We start from the raw sequence: 16,253 nt of genomic DNA, 5'->3' as shown, positions 1-16,253 counted from the left end.
GTGAGCTCGATGTTGTTCGCCCGACGGTCACGCCGGCAGAAGCCGCCGGCCCCGGAGGAGGACATCGAGCTCCAGGAGCCACCCGCCATTCCGGAGGACACCGGCGGCGGGCTCAGTTCGATCCTGATGTACGCGCCGATGGGCCTCGGCGCGCTCGCCATGATGATGATGTTCCTGCGCCCGGGCTCCGGTACCCTGTCCTATATCGGCGGCGGCCTGATGGTGCTGTCGGTGGCGGGCATGATGTTCGCTCAGCTCCTGCGCCGTGCCGTCGAGCACAAGCAGAAGCTGCACGGCCACCGGCGGGACTACATCCGCTACCTCGGCCAGCTCCGGCGCCGGGTGCGCAAGGGCCTGCTCGCCCAGCAGCACGCTGCCCGTTGGACCCATCCGGACCCGCGTTCGCTGTGGTCGATCGCACTCGGTTACCGGCTGTGGGAACGCCGGCCGTCGCACGACGACTTCAGCGAGGCCCGGATCGGGGTCGGTGCGCAGCGTTCGGCGCTGCGCTTGGTCACTCCGGACACCAAGCCGATCGAGGACCTCGAGCCGCTGGCCGCGCACGCGCTTCGCCGGTTCCTGCGGGCCTACTCGACGCTGCCGAACGCGCCGATCGCGATCTACCTTCGGGGCTTCGCCCGCATCCAGCTGCGCGCTGCGCCGGACGACGCCCCGACGGGGTTCAACCCCACCGCCGACGACCCGGGCACCGCCGATCCCGGCCTCCTGGACGGTCGGGAAAGGTCGTTGACTTCCGATGAGGACAGTGCAGAACAGCCGCCGGCGGCCACGCTCGGCCGCCTGGCGCAGGCCCCGGTCCGCGAAGGCGTGACCGCCACGGCGCCTGACCAGGAGGACGGCACGGACGAGCCGGGGGCCGTCCCCGGCCCGGACCCGGTGCTCGGTGCCGTCCGCGCGCTCCTGGCCCAGGTTGCGACCGCACACGCCCCCGGTGACGTCCGCCTCGTCATCGCCGCCTCCGCCGACCGGCGTGCCCGGTGGGACTGGTGCAAGTGGCTGCCTCACCATCTCGATCCCGACGTCCGTGACGGTGCGGGTGAGCTCCGCCTGGTCACGGACTCCCTCCCCGGCGCTGAGGACCTGCTCGGCGGTACCGCCTTCGCCGGGCGCCCCGGGTTCGAGGTCGGGAGCCCGGTGACGGCGACCGAGCCGCTGGTTATCCTAGTGCTCGACGGCGTAGCCGTGTCCGATGACCACCGCGTCGCGGGCGAGAGCTACCGGAACACGATCGTGATCGATGTCGCCGGGTCGATGTCCTGGGCAGCCCGCGCCGACACGCTCTACCTGGAGATCGGCCCGGAGCAGGCGAGCACGGTGACCTTCGACCGGCTCGGCAAGCCGCACAACCGGGCGTTGTGCCGTCCCGACCAGCTCGGGGAGGCGTCCGCGGCGGCGCTGGCCAGGACGATGTCGCGCTACCGGATCGGCACCGCCACGGCGAACAGCGACGAGCCGCTGGTGTCCGACTACGACCTCGCCGCGCTGCTGGGCGTCGGCGACGTGCGGACCTTCGACCCGGTCCGCTACCGCACGGAGCGTCGCTCGGCGCGGCGCCGGCTGCGGGTGCCGATCGGGATCGCCGGGGCGGGCGGCCCGCTGGAGCTGGATCTGAAGGAGTCCGCCGAGGACGGCATGGGCCCGCACGGCATGTGTGTCGGTGCGACCGGTTCGGGCAAGAGCGAGCTGCTGCGGACGCTGGTGCTCGCGCTGGCCACAACGCACTCGTCGGAGGACCTGAACTTCGTCCTCGTCGACTTCAAGGGTGGTGCGGCGTTCCTCGGCTTCGACCGGTTGCCGCACACCTCGGCGGTCATCACGAACCTGGTCGACGAGCTGGAGCTCGTCGACCGGATGAAGGACGCGCTGACCGGTGAGCTGACCCGGCGCCAGGAGCACCTGCGGGCGGCCGGCAACTACGCCTCGCGCCGCGACTACGAGGCGGCCCGGGCCGCGGGAACCCCCCTGGAACCGATGCCGGCGTTGTTCGTCGTTGTCGACGAGTTCTCCGAGATGTTGACGTCCAAGCCCGAGTTCATCGATGTCTTCGCGATGATTGGGCGGCTCGGCCGCAGCCTCGGGGTGCACATGTTGCTCGCCAGCCAGCGGCTTGACGAGGGCCGCATCTCGAAGGTCGAGACCCATCTGTCGTACCGGATCGGCCTGCGGACCTTCTCTCCCGGCGAGTCACGCAGCGTGATCGGCGTCCCGGACGCCTACGAGCTGCCGTCGAGCCCCGGCAACGGCTACCTGCGCCCGGACACCCAGACCCTGGTCCGGTTCAAGGGCGCCTACTCCTCGGCCCCGTACCGTCCCGCTCGGCGCCGTACCGCACGGACCGAGGTCGAGCAGCAGGTCATCGCTTTCCACAGCGACTACGTCGAGCCGCCGCAGACGCCGGAGCCCGAGCCGGACCCGGAGCCGGAGCCGGAGATCGCCGAGCGGACCCAGGCGATGATTGACGTGCTGATCGAGCGCCTGGAGGGCATCGGCCCGCGAGCGCACCAGGTGTGGCTGCCGCCGCTGAAGCTCGCCCCGACTCTGGACCAGCTGCTCCCCCCGCTGGTCGACCACCCGCAGCTGGGCCTGCGCCCGGTCGGCGGGCTGGGTACCGGCGCGCTGTCGGTGCCGGTCGGCCTGGTCGACCTGCCGGACCAGCAGCGCCGCGACCTGCTGCTGGCCGACCTGGCCGGGCCACGCGGCAACGTCGCGGTCGTCGGCGGGCCGCAGAGCGGCAAGAGCACCCTGCTCCGCACACTGATCGCCGGGCTCGCACTGACCCACTCGGCCCGCGAGGTCCAGTTCTACTGTCTGGACTTCGGCGGCACGCTGTCCTCGCTGTCGTCGTTGCCGCACGTCGGCAGCGTCGGCGGACGGCTGGACCGGGACCGGGTGACCCGCACCGTGCTCGAGACGACGAACCTGCTCGCCCGGCGCGAGGCGTTGTTCGCCTCGAACGGCATCGACTCGATGGCCACCTACCGGCGGGCCAGGGCGGCCGGCCGGTTCCACGACGAGGACCCCTACGGCGACGTGTTCCTGGTCGTGGACGGCTGGTACACGATCCGCCAGGACTTCGAGACCCTGGAGGACCGGTTCTCCGAGATCGCGGCCCGCGGGCTCAGCTTCGGCGTCCACCTGCTGGTCGCGTCCAGCCGCTGGGCGGAGATGCGCCCCTGGCTGCGCGACGTACTGGGGACCCGCTACGAGCTCCGGCTCGGCGATCCGTCGGACTCCGAGGTCAACGGCCGGTTCGCCGCTACGGTGCCGCAACGCCCCGGCCGCGGCATCACCCCGGACCGGCTGCACTTCCTCACCGCACTACCCCGGATCGACGGTGACCAGCGCACATCGGATCTCGCGGACGCGACGACCGACCTGGCCGACGCCCTCGCCGTCCCCGACGCGCCGACGGCCCCGGCGGTGCGGCTGCTGCCGATGAAGCTGTCGCCTGCGAACCTGCCTGCACCCACCGCCCCGACCTCGACTGCGGAGATGCGGATGCCGCTGGGCATCGAGGACGTCGAGCTCGGGGTACAGTGGCTGGACTTCGACGCGAGCCCGCACCTGATGGTGTTCGGAGACGCCGAGACGGGCAAGACCAGTCTGATGCGGCACATCGCCCGCTCGGTCGTCGCCCATCACGCGCCGGACGAAGCCAAGGTATTGTTTGGCGACGTCCGCCGTGAACTCTACGACGCGGTGCCGGAGGACAACCGGCTCGACTACGCGGTAGGCAACGAAGCGCTTACCGCGGCTGTCGCCAGCGCAGCCGGTTCGCTGGCGAAACGCGTCCCGGGTTCGGAGATCCCGCCGAGCCGGCTGCCGCTGCGCGACTGGTGGACCGGCGTGCGCCTCTACATCATCATCGACGACCTGGAGCTCGTCGAGGGCGGCGGTATGGGCGGTGGCCCGCTCGATCCGCTGCTGCCGCTGATCGCCCAGGGCGCGGACATCGGGCTGCACCTGATCGTCGCGCGCAGTACCTCGGGGGCCAACCGGTCGATGATGAACTCGGTCATGCGCCGGATGTGGGAACTCGGGACGCCAGGGGTCTTGTTCTCGTGCCCACGCGACGAGGGCGCCTTCCTCGGCAACGTCAAGCCGCGAACCCTGCCGACCGGACGAGCCCAGTTCATCAACCGGCGCCGCGGGGTGCGGCTCGTCCAGACCCCGCTACAGGCGGGCGGCTGACCGGCGGCGGCCGCCCGAGACATCGATCTGTCGAAACCACGAATCGTTCACCACAGTTCTGTCGCAGCATGCAGTGCGCTGCGGCAGCGTCCCCACCTACAGTCACCTGACGTCGACCTCATTCCGCGAAAACAATTTCGGGGAGGGTCGTATTTAACCTCAGGAGGCATGTGTGGGAATCGTGGCCGTACTCGGCGCCGGCAATGTCGGGCATGCGATCGCGGGTCATCTGACCCTTCGCGGTCACGAGGTCCGCCTCTACTCGCCGTGGTCGTCGGAGTTCGACGCGATCCAGGCCCGCGGCGGGATCGGGTTGTCCGGTGCCACTGAGGGCACCGCGATGCCCGCCCTGCTGACCACCGGGCTACCGGCAGCGGTGGCGGGGGCGGACGTGGTCGTGGTCGCGGTCCCGGCCTTCGCCCACCGCGAGCTCGACGGTGGGCTCGCCGGGATCGCCGAACCCGAGCAACTGGTGCTGTACCAGCCCAGCGCGCTGGACAGCGGCCTCGAACTCGCCAGGAGCTTCACGGCAGCCGGACGCAAGCCCTGCCTGATCGCCGTGACGGCGACCAGCCTCTACACCTGCCGGCTGCAGGGGCCCGCCGAGGTCTACATCGGTTCGATCAAGCCGAGCGTCCGGATCGGCGCCACGCCGTCGGACGCGGTGGCCGAGATCCGCGACCGGCTCGCGCACTACTTCGACGACCGCTACGTCCCCGACATCGACGCGCTCACCGTCGGCCACTCCCGGATCGGCGCGGTCTATCACGTCCCCCGGCGCTGCTGAACTTCAAGTCCGTCGAGGACGGTGCCCGACTGCCGCACAACACACTGGCGACCCCGCGGATCTCCGAACTGATCGGCGCCATCGACGCCGAACGACTGGCGCTGGCCGATGCACAGGGAGTACCGGCGGTGAGTTTCCCGGATTTCCTCACCCGGTCCTACGGGGTCACCGAGGGAACGTTGTCCGAGCGCATCCAGAGCAGTTACGGACCGTTGGACTTCCCGGAGCCGGATTCGCCCTCGCACCGGTACTTCACCGAGGACATCCCGTTCAGCATGGTGATCTGGAGCTCGCTCGCCGCCCGGATCGGCTGCCCCATGCCGCTCACCGACGCCGTCATCGACATCAGCGCGGTGCTCTGCGGCCGGGACTGGCAGGCCTGCGCCCGCACCGCCGGCTCGCTGGGCCTGGGCGGCGCGGACGCCGCCGGGATCGTCGCCGCGTTCACGACGAAGCGCCACCACCAGCCGAGCATGCGACAGCGTCCGAGCAGCCCCGGGCCTGCGGCAACGTCACGCGGCGTGCGCCCCGTGCCTATGGGTGGGGGCACCCCCACCCCGGGGGTGGCGGCAGACCAGTGGAGAGGGGTTCGCCTGGTCCGCCGGGTTCAAAGATTTCGTGAGCCACGCTAACGAATGCAGAGAGTGACATGTCCCAGGGCTAGAGCGTGTCTCCCAAATGGGCGGAGCGGGGTGCGCGATGCTTGATCGGTGCCGCGTACCGCTGTCCTGACTGATGCCCAGTGGGCCCGTCTGGCGCCGCTGTTGCCCTCCTCCGAGGGTCGTCGCGGGCGCCCGTTCCGCGATGACCGCCGGGTGATCGAGGGGATCATCTACCGGTATCGGTGCGGGCTTCCCTGGCGCGACGCCCCAGCCGAGTTCGGGCCGTGGCAGACGTTGTGGAAGCGGCACCGCCGCTACAGCGGCGACGGCACCTGGGACCACATCCTGGCTGCTCTTCTGATCGAGGCCGACGCCGCCGAGGTGCTCGGGTGGGCGGTCAGCGTGGACTCCACGATCATCCGTGCCCACCAGCACGCCGCGACCCTCAAGCGCGACACAGGGGGCCGGATCGAACTACACGAATCTGCTCGCCGAACCAGCAGATCACGCGCTGGGACGGTCCCGCGGAGGGCTGTCGACGAAGATCCACCAGCTCGTTGACGGGCACGGCCGCCCGCTGGTGGTCCTCCTCGGCCCCGGCCAGGGCGGCGACTCGCCAATGTTTCCGCACCTGATGGCGCACCTGAGCATCGCCCGACCGGGCCCGGGACGACCCCGGACCCGGCCCGAACGCGTGCGCGCGGACAAGGCCTACTCCTCACGCGCGATCCGCCGGCACCTGCGCGAGCGCCGGATCATCGCTGTCATTCCGGAGCCCTCTGACCAGCAGGGACACCGCAAACGACGCGGCTCACGCGGCGGCCGACCGCCCGCATTCGATCCGGTCGACTACCGAAACCGCAACGTCGTCGAGCGCGGGTTCTGCCACGTCAAGCAGTGGCGCGGGCTGGCCACCCGTTACGACAAGCTCGCCCTGACCTTCCGCGGCGGCGCCGTCCTGAAGGCAATCGTCACCTGGCTCCGCGCATTGGGAGACACACCCTAGACCCGGGGCAGCCGCAGGTACGGTGCGCGACCCGTAGCACCCATCCCACCAGAACCACCGACATACCGGGGCAAATCCCGCAGGGCGCGCTCACTCATCCGTACCGAGCCTCAGACATCTGACCGCACGCCGGAGCCAGCCGCTAGAAGGGGAACCTGCAGCTGCAGCCACGGACTGAATAGGAAAGGTGCGGCGGCAACGGTTTCAATGAGCCTTTCCCAGTAGTGGGGAGCGGCTGGCGGCGACACGCCGGGGGCGTGGAGGTGCTCAACGAGGGTGCGGGACCCCGGTAGAAGAGGTCGGTCCGCTCAAAGATCGACTCACCACCGAGGTCCCGCGTGCCCGAACCTGTCACCTACACCGCCGTGCTCCCGATCGGGGAGCCCACCGCGTCCATGTTGTCGCGACTGTTGGCCGAGGAACGCCTCCGGCGCGGGACCCGGCGCGGGCGCCGCGCGCTGGACTGTGACCGCCACGCGGTGCTGGTGCTGCGCTGGTTCCTCGACGCCACCCGGGTCGCCCAGCTCGCCACCGACAACCAACTGAGCCTGTCGAGTACCTACCGCTACCTGCACGAAGGCATCGACGTTCTGGCCGCCGCCGCGCCTGGACTGCCCGGCGCGCTGCTCGCGGCCCGCACCGCCGGGCACACCCACGTTCACCTCGACGGCACCGTGATCCACACTGACCGCTCCCGCACTCCCGGACCGACCCCGGGAGTGGATCTGTGGTGGTCGGGCAAGCACCACGTCCACGGCGGGAACGTTCAGGTCCTCACCGCGCCTGACGGGTGGCCGTTGTGGACATCCCCGGTGCGCCCGGGCCGCGAGCACGACACCACCTGCGCCCGCGGCCACCCCGGCCTGCTCGACGCGATCGAGGACTGGACCGACGACACCCACGTCGTGCTCGCCGACCTCGGCTACGACGGTGAGAACACCCGCCTGACCTGCCCGTTCAAGACCCCCACCGGCAGTGGGCTGTCGGAGGACAAGCGCACCGTCAACACGCTGCACTCCGCCGTCAGGGCTGTGGCCGAACGCGGGAACTCCCTGCTCAAGACCACCTTCAAGGCGCTGCGTCGGGTCAGCTTCTGCCCCTGGCGGATCGGCGCGATCACCGCCGCCGCGCTCGTTCTCCTCCACGTCGAGCACGACCGAACCACATGATCAACCAGCACCTACTGGGAAAGGCTCAATGAGTACCCGCCAGTCGATCCACCGCCATTCGCAGACCTCGTCCACCACCGGGCGGGGGTCGGAGCTTACCGTGGCAGTCCACACCGGACAGAACTCGTTCTCGACAATTCCACTGACATCCTGGGCTTCGTACCGAAAGTCAGCCAGGGCGACACTGGGCTCACTGACCGTCATACCGAGCTCCTGCGCCCCTCTCCGACGGAGTGCACCCTCCGGGTCTTCTCCCGGGCCGGGATGGCCGCAGAAAGAATTGGACCAGACGCCGGGCCACGCCTTCTTGCCGAGCGCCCGCCGGGTAATCAAGATACGGCCGTCCATATCGAATACATAGCAGGAGAAGGCGAGGTGGAGCGGAGTTTCCGTGGTGTGCACGACCGCCTTCGGAGCGGTGCCGATCGGCGCGAAATGCTCGTCGAGAAGCACCACGTACTCAATCATGGACGAGTCGTTCTCGCGCTTCACGTTCATACTCGACAACCCGCTCCCGGTCGCGTCCATGTCCACCCCTCCTCCGACGACGATTCAGGCCCCCTCCTGCCGAGGGTGCGCCCGCCCCAGCCACCGGACCATCATCCCCTCGGATACTGATTCGACGCCTCACGGCCATACCCAGGGCGACTCCACCGAGACCGGTAGCGCCGCGGAGGCGTCCGGGCGCCCCGAGTGCAGATTTTCCGGACGAGACCACCCACTGTCTACCGCTCCCATCGCGGCGAGCGATTCGCGACGACGCTCGGCCCACTACCTTCTGCCTCACACCGAGCGACCTTCCGTGCGATCGCACCGAAGGTCGCTCGATGCCTTTAGCCAAGACCATGCAGCTGGAGTCAGGATACCGACGCTATAGCCGACCTCTCGACCGATACCGCGACCCGTCAACCGGAAGATCGTACCCGACTCCTCGGTTTCCAGTCGGTTGTCAACGACGCCATGCCCACTGCGCCGCCTCAAGCCGGACGAGAGCGAAGAGAGAAGAAGGAGTGCAGAAACCGATCAACACATCACCGTATCCACCTACGGCTCTCATGACGGAACGGCTCCGAAGTACAGCGGCACGACCTTGTCCGAATCAGGCTATACGCCGCCAACCTTACCGCCTCCACGCTTGTCGGTTTCCTGCATGTCCTCATTGCCCTTCACGAACTTGTTGTCGACCAGCTCCAGCTGGCTGCCGTAATCATTCAGCTTCGACCCGAGTTCAGTGACCTTCGCGTCATAGGAGTTTGCCGTGTCGCCTTCCCAGCCGCCGTTGCCCACCAGATTATTCATCTGGTCGCGAAGCGCCTTGACGGCGTCATTCGTCTCGTTCACGAGATTCCTGCACACTACGTCGACGTTGCTGAGCTCATCGTACTTGTAGACGATCTTTGACATCACAGCCTCTTTCCGGGGGTCGCACGATCTTCCTGAAGAGTACCTGACGGGTCAGTTGAGAGCAGGGTAGTCACCCTTCGAAGCCTGGTCCTGCATGTACTGGTCGTCAGACGCGCCGAGCATGGTGTTCTGGAGGTCGTCGATACGATTATTGACATGCTTCTCAAGCATATTGAGAAGCTCCTCGTACGTGGACTGCAGTCCCATCAGGTTTCCGTTCGGGGAGGTGGCGAGCGCATGCGGGAGAGTACTGGTCTTGAAGTTGAAGAACTGCGTCCGCAAGACTTCTTTCGTATCCACGTGAGCCTTGGCCGCCTTCTGGACGTCGTTCGGATCAAGCTGAAAAGCCATTGAATGATCTCCTGTCGAGCAAACCGAGACACCCCCGCGGGTCTCCCGGTCGGCAGATTTTGCCTGTCGGCAGTCTAGCGAGTACTCGACGAATACCGGCTCTGCGGCGCGACGATCAGCTAACCTGAGGGGATTCCCTCACGAGCCACTCTCCGGTTCGGGCACTTCACCATGCGCTTCATTGCGGACCGAACAAGGCCGGACCCGGAAACGATGACCTTCCTGCCCCGTCGACTGGGTCGTCAATTCACGATCGCATGCCAGCGTACCGACCATCGACTCGGCGGCCAGGGCGCCAACCGCCATTTCATTATCCTTCCGACCGCCACACACCACGCCCTTCCGGGGACGATAACGCTCGCTCGGGCGTCATATTCACCGGTGCCACGAACTCAGCGACCGCGTGCAACAGTTTCTGACGTGTCGCGAACCGCATGCGTGTCACCTGGCCTCTCTGTCACGTTCGCCGCGGTCCCGCTCCGGTCTTCCGCTGCCGGTATCGAGCGGTCCGGGCGCAGCACCCGGGCCGGTCTCCAGGAGCGCCGACGACCCTGATGTCCCAGACGGACCGACAGCCCCGCTCCGACGACGACCAGCATCGCCGTCGTGACGGCCAGTACCGATGCGATGATCGCCGGTAGGTGATCCGGCGGCGCGGGCGCGAACGGGGCCAGCACCGCTTCGGCCCGATCGCCCGAGTTCTCGGCGGGGAGGAGGGCGGACACCGCGGCCACCGGATCGACCACACCCCAGCCCAGGGCCGGGTCCGGCAGCGCCGCTGCCGGCGCGGTCGCGGTAGCTTTGAGCCGCTCTGCGACTTGGACCGCCGACAGCTCCGGATGGTAGGCCCGGATCAGCGCGGCGGTGCCGCTGACGAACGGGGCGGCGAAGCTGGTGCCGCTGCCCTCCCAGTGCCCCGGCCCGCCAGGGCCGAGCCCGATCACGTCGACGCCCGGTGCGGCCAGCGCCAGGTGCGGCCCGGTCTGGGAGAACTGGGCGTGCTTGCCCTCGGCGTCGACGGCGCCGACCGCCAGCACCGACGGCAGCGTCGCCGGGAAGGTGGCCAGGTCACCGGCCTCCGCGCCGTTCGCGGCGGAGGCGACCAGCACGACGTCCCGGGCGGCGGCGTGTTCCACCGCGGAGCGCAGCCCCGGCGGCGCGGACGTCGTGCTCGCCGACACGTTGATCACCCGGGCGCCCCGATCGACCGCCGTCCGGATCCCCTCGGCGAGGGCGAGCGCATCGACCTCGCCGGAGTCCGCGGTGCGGGTGATCCGGACCGGCAGGATCGTGGCCTCCGGGGCGACCCCGGCGAACCCGGTGTCCGGCCGGACCGCCGCAGCCACGATGCCCGCGACGAACGTGCCGTGCCCGACACAGTCCGAGTTCGCCGCCCCGCCCCCGGTGATGTCCACACCGGGCAGGACGCGGTCTCGCAGCTGCGGGATCGAACCATCCACACCGGAGTCCACGATGGCGACGACGACGCCGGCTCCCTGGGTCAGCTCCCAGGCCCGTTCCGGCCGGAGCTGCTGCTGGGACCACGGGACGTCGGGGCTGTTCGCCGGTGGTGGCGGGAGACAGCCCTCCTGGGGCTGTGCAGGGACGGGCCCGTGCGCCTGCGCGGGCGGCGCTCCCCCGGCAGCCAGCCCGAGACCGAGCGCGACCGCGAGCACCATCCCGAGCACCCGGCGGGTCACGAGCTCGTCCCCGTGCGTGCGCCGGAGACGACCGGAACCGGTGCCTCTGCCGGAGACAGGGCCGGGACCGGGGCCTCACCGGGGCTGACGACGGACAGCCGCCGTGTCAGCCGCGCGACGGCGACCGGATCCTCCACGATCCGGGCGGTCGCCCGGCGGCGGCCGGCGACTGCGCGTTCCAGCCGGCTCAGCGCGGCCCGGTCGCGGGCGTCGAGCTCACCCGCGGTGCTCGCGGTCTCGTCCGGGGCCAGCTCGCGCAGCAGCAGCGCGACCCGCGGGAACCCGCTCTCTTCGGCGGCCGGGTCCGCCTCGTGCAGGCCGAGGGTGCGGTAGCGCGACCCGGCCGGGAACACCACCTCGGCGACCGGCCCACCGCCGACCAGCTCCCCGGTCCGACGGGCCGACGCTGGCATGATGAGCACGTCGTAGCGCGCCCCGGGGACCGTGACGTCGAGCTCGGTACTGGCGCTGATGAACGCCGGCTCGCCGAGCAGCCGCCCGGTGACGCCCTGTTCGGCCGCGACGTCGTCGATGCCCTGGCGCAGCACCGGCCGCCGGTGCACCGGCAGCCGGCGCAGTCCGGCGACCAGGCACGGGAGCTGACCGCCGACGCCTCCCTCGTGCCCGCGGCGGATCGCCGCGTCGATGTCGGCGGCGCCGCTCACCTCGCGTCCGTCGAGGTAGAGGTAGACGGCTGCGAAATCGGCCTTGGCGTCGCTGTCGGACTCGTGTCCCGCTCCGCCGCGCAGCGCCGGCCAGGTGGCCATCGCGGTGTTCACCGCGGCCAGCGCCTCGGTGAACTCGTCACCCGCGGCGGCCACGAAGCGGCTGCGCTCGGCGGCGGTGCTGGCCCGGTCCGCGACCTGCAGCGCGTTCTCCGGGACCCGCTCCTCACCGGGCGGCGCCGACGGTTCGGGCGCGGCGGCGGGCTCCTCGTGGACCGGCTTGTCGGCGGGATCGTCCAGGACGATCGGAGCGCCCTCGACGACCGGGGCAGGCACCGACGATCCCGTGGAGACCGGGTTCGGCAGCACGGGCAGCGCCGGGGGCCAGCGCGGGACCGGCTGCACGGCCTCGGGTGCTGGGCCGCCGGACGCGCGCTCCGCCGGCGGCTCACGATCCGGCGCAGCGTCGCTCACCGGGGGCCGGGAGGTGCCGTCCGCAACGGGCGGTCCGGGACTCGGAGTGGGGGAACGTCGCTCGGGGGCTGCGGGGCGTACACGGGGGGTGGGGGCCGGGGCCCCGGTGTCCGCGCGGCGTCGCGGGGCGTGGGTGTCCGGGGTCGCGATATCCGGGGGCGGTGCCAGGACCCGCTCGTCCGGGGCCGCGGTGTCCGCCCGATCTTCCGCGGCGCGCGCGTCCGCGGTGTCCGCACGCGGTGCCGGAGCCCGGCGCACCGGGTCCGCGGTGCCGGCACGCGGCGCGGCGGCGCGCTCCACCGGCGGCCCGGCGCTGGCCGTCCGGGAGACCGGAGCCCGTCGAGCCGGAGCAGCGTTCACACCGGCCATCGGGGCCTGGCCATCCACACGGGGCACCGGCCTCGGATCGTCCACACGAGACTTCGGGATCGGATCCTCCCCGCGAGACTCCGAGGCCGGGGCGGATCGTTCGCCCAGTGCGGCGGGCTGGCCGCGGGGACGTCCGTCCGGTCCGGCCGGGCGGGGAGCCGGCCGGTCGTCCCGCACGGAGGGCCGTTCCGCCGGCGCGGGGCGACTCGGACCGGGTCGCTCCTCTGGACCGGGTGCGGGCGCGTGGCGTACCGGCGGGCGATCGTCGCGGTCGGTGGACCGGGGCCGCGGGCTGGGGGCCTGCCCGTGCGGGGCCGCGTGGGTGCGGCGGGTGCCCCGGGGGCGTTGCCCGGCGACGAGGCGGGGCGGGGTGGGCCGCTCCTCTCCCCCGGACGCGGTGGAGGGCGGTTCGGGGATCCGCTCGCGCGGATCATCGGCCGCGCCGCGGGTACGCCGGGTCTCAGCAGGCGGGCCCCCCGGCGAACCGGGTCGCGCGTCGGGACGTCCGCCGCGCAGCCCCAGCCGGGTCGCCCGGGCGGCCCGGCCCTCCGGGGCTCCCCGGCTGCGGGCGCCGGACACGGCACCGGCGTCCTCCGGATCGGCCGGAGCCGGGTCTGCCGGAGCCGGAGCCGGAGCGACCGGGGTGTGGTCGACGACCCGCATCATCGCCCGGCGCCCGGGATCGAGCCCGGTGACCAGGTGCTGGGCTACGATGCGCACCGCGTCGTCCGGCGGGTCCTCCGGGCTGCCGAGCTCGATCGTCCAGCCGGTCGGGTCGAACCGCCGTCCGGTCTCCGGGGCCGGTGCCGGGCCGCGGCCGACGACCAGGCCGCTCGGCACCACGTGTACCCGGATCCCGTCGTGCTCGCCGCCGTCGCCGGGGGCGTACTCGGCCGGCCCGGCGCTGCGCCAGCCGGCCGGTGGCGGCGCCGCCACGGCGACATCCTGGGTGCCGTCCGGCTCTAGGCGCAGCACCGTGGGGAACGGGTCGAACAGCTCGCGGCCACCGTCGAGCACGACGTCGCGGACCTGCCCGTCGGCGGCGATCAGCGAGGCGCACGGCGCGATCAGCACCGGCCCCCCGACGGCGGCGCAGAGCCGCCCGAGCCAGGACGGCGCGGCGGCCTCGCTGGAGAGGGTCACCACGGTCGGCGCGGTGCCCAGGAAGCGCGACAACGCGGTCGCCACCGACTCCGGCGACGGTGGCGGATCGTCGACGACGATCCTGGCCGCGCGCCGGCCACCCACGACGTGGAAGGCGAGATCGCCGGACCCGACCGGGGTGGCGCCGGTGGCGCGGACCGCGACCCCCGCCATGACCGGCGTGCTGACGAGCGGGGACGTCGACAGGTCCGGGACCGTGGACTCCCACGGCCGGGGCGGGAACCGCCATCCGTGGGCCCGCGGGGGCGCGCCCGCGGAGCTGCGCCGCCAGCCGGGGCGACCGTCTGCATCGGACACCACGATGGCGCTGCCCGCGGCGAAGGTCAGCCGCCCGACCGGGCCGAGCACGGTCAGCCCGCTGTCACCGGCGAGCTCAGCGAGCAGGTCGGGGTGCTGCGCCAGTCCCTCGACCCCGAGCCAGACCTCGCCCGGCGTCGGGGTCGCGCGCGCGGCGTCGAGCACCGCGTCGTGCAGCGCGGCACGCAGCGCGTCCGGGTCGGCGTTCCGGGCCGCGTCGCGCGCGAGGAGCACGAAGCGACGGCCGAGGGGGGCCGGCAACCGGTGCAGGAACGCACGCTCGCGCTCCGGTTCCCGGGCACCGCGGAGCACGACGTGCCCGCCGACGACTTCGGCCGTGATCCCGGCCGGTGCCGCTCCCGTCATCACCATCTCCTCGCGCTTCACCCCGTGCGGGCCCCCGTGCGGGCCACCCCATCGGATCAGATGGCGCCGATCCGCAGGGCGTGGGCGACGGCGTGGGCCCGGTTGCGCAGGCCGAGGCGCTCCTTGACTGCGTGCACGGTCGATTTGATCGTGCGTTCGGAGTAGTTCAGCTGGCGGGCGACGTCGGCGGTCTCCAGTCCGGCGGCGAACAGCCGCAGGATCTCGGTCTCCCGTGTGGTCAGTCCCGCCCGGTTGACGCCGACCGCGGCCAGCCGGGTGTCCAGCGACCGGATCTCGTCGAGCAGCCAGCCGACGGTGGCCGACGGGAGGTCGGCGCCGCCGGCGCGCGAGGTCACCAGGGCCGACACGACGTCGTCCCAGCTCGCGGCGCTGCGGGCGAGCACGGCGGAGAGCTCGTGCGCGACCGCCCACCACAGGTGGCGCTCCTCCATCTCACCGACGACGAGCACCAATCGGGTGACGGCGTCGCCGTCGCGCCCGGCACCGATCTCGCCGACCACGCTCTCGACCTCGGCCCGCACACCGTCATCGACCGTCTCGGCGAAGACCAGCAGGACGTCCGCGGCCTCCCCGGCGACCTCCACCTCGGGGCGTCCGCGCAGGTAGGCGTTCGCCGCCTCACGCAGCACCGGGTCGGCGCACAGCACGCGGGTGGCCACCGGTCGCGGTTCGTGGCGCGGCCGTGGCGTGTCCGCGGCGAGCCGCCCATCCACGATCACCGTCATCCGAAATCTCCTCCCGACAACCGGACGTGTGGAACCGTGCCCACCCGACGTGACATCTCGATCACCTGATCGGTTGTGCGCGCTAGGCCGAGGGAGATCCCCCACCAGCGCGCCCCCGATCCGCGGGGTGACCGACACCCGGGCGTCATAGGACGTTTCGTGGGGGTTTCTCCCGGAACGCGAAGCCCGTCCCGAGGACGTCCGACCATCTCCCGGTGGCGCTCGATCATGCTCGAGGGCAGGGCCGGACGCGGCGGATCCGGGAAGGACGCACGAGAGTGGACACAGGACGACACGTGGCTCCACAGGGCGCTTCGCGCAGCACCGTATGGCTCGAGACCCTCGTCCCGGCGGGCATCGTCCGGGCGGACCGGCTGGTCCGGGTCTACCTGCGCCGGGGATGCAATCTCGGCCTGCTCGAACCGGCCTGCGACGAGGTGTCCGACGTGTCGTTCTGCGCCGAGACCGAGTCCTCCGACGGACCGCTGCTGCTCGGCTGCACCGACGACCTCGACTCCGCCGACGACCAGCTCGGCGAGCTGATCGACGCGCTCGCCCGCGCGTCCGACCGGGACGGTCACGGTCCGACCTACGTCACGCGGAGCGACGGCGGCACCGACGACCCGCGATGGACGGTCAGCTCCCGGTTCCCGGGACGGACCTGAGCCGTCCCGGCTTCTGGTTCGTGCTCGCTCGGTCATACACCCTCCGACGTCGTGCGGTTCGGCGTGCCCGAGGACCAGAACGTATGCCGTAACGGCATGGTCCAGTCCGCCGGGCCGATCTGAGATCCACGTCACACTCTTTGGGTCTTGCCTGGCTTCGCGCTCACCCCCTCCTCCCTGCACTCATGGAGCTTCGGCCTCGTCTCGCCGGACCGAAGCTCCATGAGTGCGAGACCCCGGGGGCCGGCACCGAATAATCGGCACTGCGACGAGAGA

13 protein-coding genes are annotated in these 16,253 nt (G+C 71.3%); 7 read left to right on the top strand and 6 right to left on the bottom strand.

Annotated elements, in window-relative coordinates:
- The first annotated feature begins 9 nt into the window (after window positions 1–9).
- The 6 genes from eccCa to AFB00_RS16800 all read left to right on the top strand — a co-directional run bounded on the left by eccCa (window position 10) and on the right by AFB00_RS16800 (window position 7,776).
- Window positions 10–4,212 carry a type VII secretion protein EccCa gene (gene eccCa / locus AFB00_RS16820; protein ID WP_068800389.1) on the top strand — a complete coding sequence of 1,401 codons (4,203 nt, stop codon included), beginning with the start codon at window positions 10–12 and terminating at the stop codon, window positions 4,210–4,212.
- A 172-nt stretch (window positions 4,213–4,384) separates the two neighbouring features.
- Complete coding sequence (locus AFB00_RS16815) at window positions 4,385–4,999, top strand: 2-dehydropantoate 2-reductase N-terminal domain-containing protein (RefSeq protein ID WP_083275582.1); 615 nt, start codon at window positions 4,385–4,387, stop codon at window positions 4,997–4,999.
- Complete coding sequence (locus tag AFB00_RS34090) at window positions 4,993–5,631, top strand: NAD/NADP octopine/nopaline dehydrogenase family protein (RefSeq protein WP_335726579.1); 639 nt, start codon at window positions 4,993–4,995, stop codon at window positions 5,629–5,631. Before AFB00_RS16815 ends, AFB00_RS34090 begins: the two co-directional genes overlap by 7 nt.
- Before the next feature lie 78 nt (window positions 5,632–5,709).
- Window positions 5,710–6,162 (top strand): IS5 family transposase, encoded by a 453-nt coding sequence (locus AFB00_RS36250; protein ID WP_442965809.1) that lies wholly within the window; start codon window positions 5,710–5,712, stop codon window positions 6,160–6,162.
- Window positions 6,086–6,607 carry an IS5 family transposase gene (locus tag AFB00_RS36245; RefSeq protein ID WP_414706231.1) on the top strand — a complete coding sequence of 174 codons (522 nt, stop codon included), beginning with the start codon at window positions 6,086–6,088 and terminating at the stop codon, window positions 6,605–6,607. Before AFB00_RS36250 ends, AFB00_RS36245 begins: the two co-directional genes overlap by 77 nt.
- Window positions 6,608–7,002: 395 nt before the next feature.
- The gene (locus AFB00_RS16800) at window positions 7,003–7,776 is read left to right on the top strand and encodes an HARBI1 family protein (protein WP_068800388.1); all 774 of its coding nucleotides are present in this window, start codon (window positions 7,003–7,005) and stop codon (window positions 7,774–7,776) included.
- On the opposite strand, the gene idi is transcribed toward AFB00_RS16800, so the two are convergent.
- The 6 genes from idi to AFB00_RS16770 form a co-directional block, all read right to left on the bottom strand.
- Window positions 7,777–8,304 (bottom strand): isopentenyl-diphosphate Delta-isomerase, encoded by a 528-nt coding sequence (gene idi / locus AFB00_RS16795; protein WP_231973960.1) that lies wholly within the window; start codon window positions 8,302–8,304, stop codon window positions 7,777–7,779.
- 576 nt (window positions 8,305–8,880) lie between these two features.
- Window positions 8,881–9,180 carry a WXG100 family type VII secretion target gene (locus tag AFB00_RS16790; RefSeq protein WP_156819573.1) on the bottom strand — a complete coding sequence of 100 codons (300 nt, stop codon included), beginning with the start codon at window positions 9,178–9,180 and terminating at the stop codon, window positions 8,881–8,883.
- 51 nt (window positions 9,181–9,231) lie between these two features.
- Window positions 9,232–9,531, bottom strand: a complete 300-nt coding sequence (locus tag AFB00_RS16785; protein ID WP_068798023.1) for a hypothetical protein — start codon at window positions 9,529–9,531, stop codon at window positions 9,232–9,234.
- 392 nt (window positions 9,532–9,923) lie between these two features.
- A complete protein-coding gene (gene mycP / locus AFB00_RS16780) occupies window positions 9,924–11,231 on the bottom strand; it encodes a type VII secretion-associated serine protease mycosin (RefSeq protein ID WP_068798022.1) in 1,308 nt (435 codons plus the stop codon).
- On the bottom strand, window positions 11,228–14,566 hold the full coding sequence (locus tag AFB00_RS16775) for a hypothetical protein (protein WP_156819572.1): 3,339 nt from the start codon (window positions 14,564–14,566) through the stop codon (window positions 11,228–11,230). Before AFB00_RS16775 ends, mycP begins: the two co-directional genes overlap by 4 nt.
- Before the next feature lie 56 nt (window positions 14,567–14,622).
- Window positions 14,623–15,312 carry a helix-turn-helix transcriptional regulator gene (locus AFB00_RS16770; protein ID WP_083275579.1) on the bottom strand — a complete coding sequence of 230 codons (690 nt, stop codon included), beginning with the start codon at window positions 15,310–15,312 and terminating at the stop codon, window positions 14,623–14,625.
- A 296-nt stretch (window positions 15,313–15,608) separates the two neighbouring features.
- Between AFB00_RS16770 and AFB00_RS16765 the strand changes: the two genes are divergently transcribed.
- Window positions 15,609–15,977 carry a hypothetical protein gene (locus AFB00_RS16765; RefSeq protein ID WP_068798020.1) on the top strand — a complete coding sequence of 123 codons (369 nt, stop codon included), beginning with the start codon at window positions 15,609–15,611 and terminating at the stop codon, window positions 15,975–15,977.
- The last annotated feature ends 276 nt before the right edge of the window (window positions 15,978–16,253 follow it).

This window comes from Pseudonocardia sp. HH130630-07, assembly GCF_001698125.1.
Lineage (GTDB): Bacteria > Actinomycetota > Actinomycetes > Mycobacteriales > Pseudonocardiaceae > Pseudonocardia.
The sequence above is the reverse complement of the archived record's forward strand: the minus strand, read 5'-3'. Positions and strand labels throughout refer to the sequence as shown.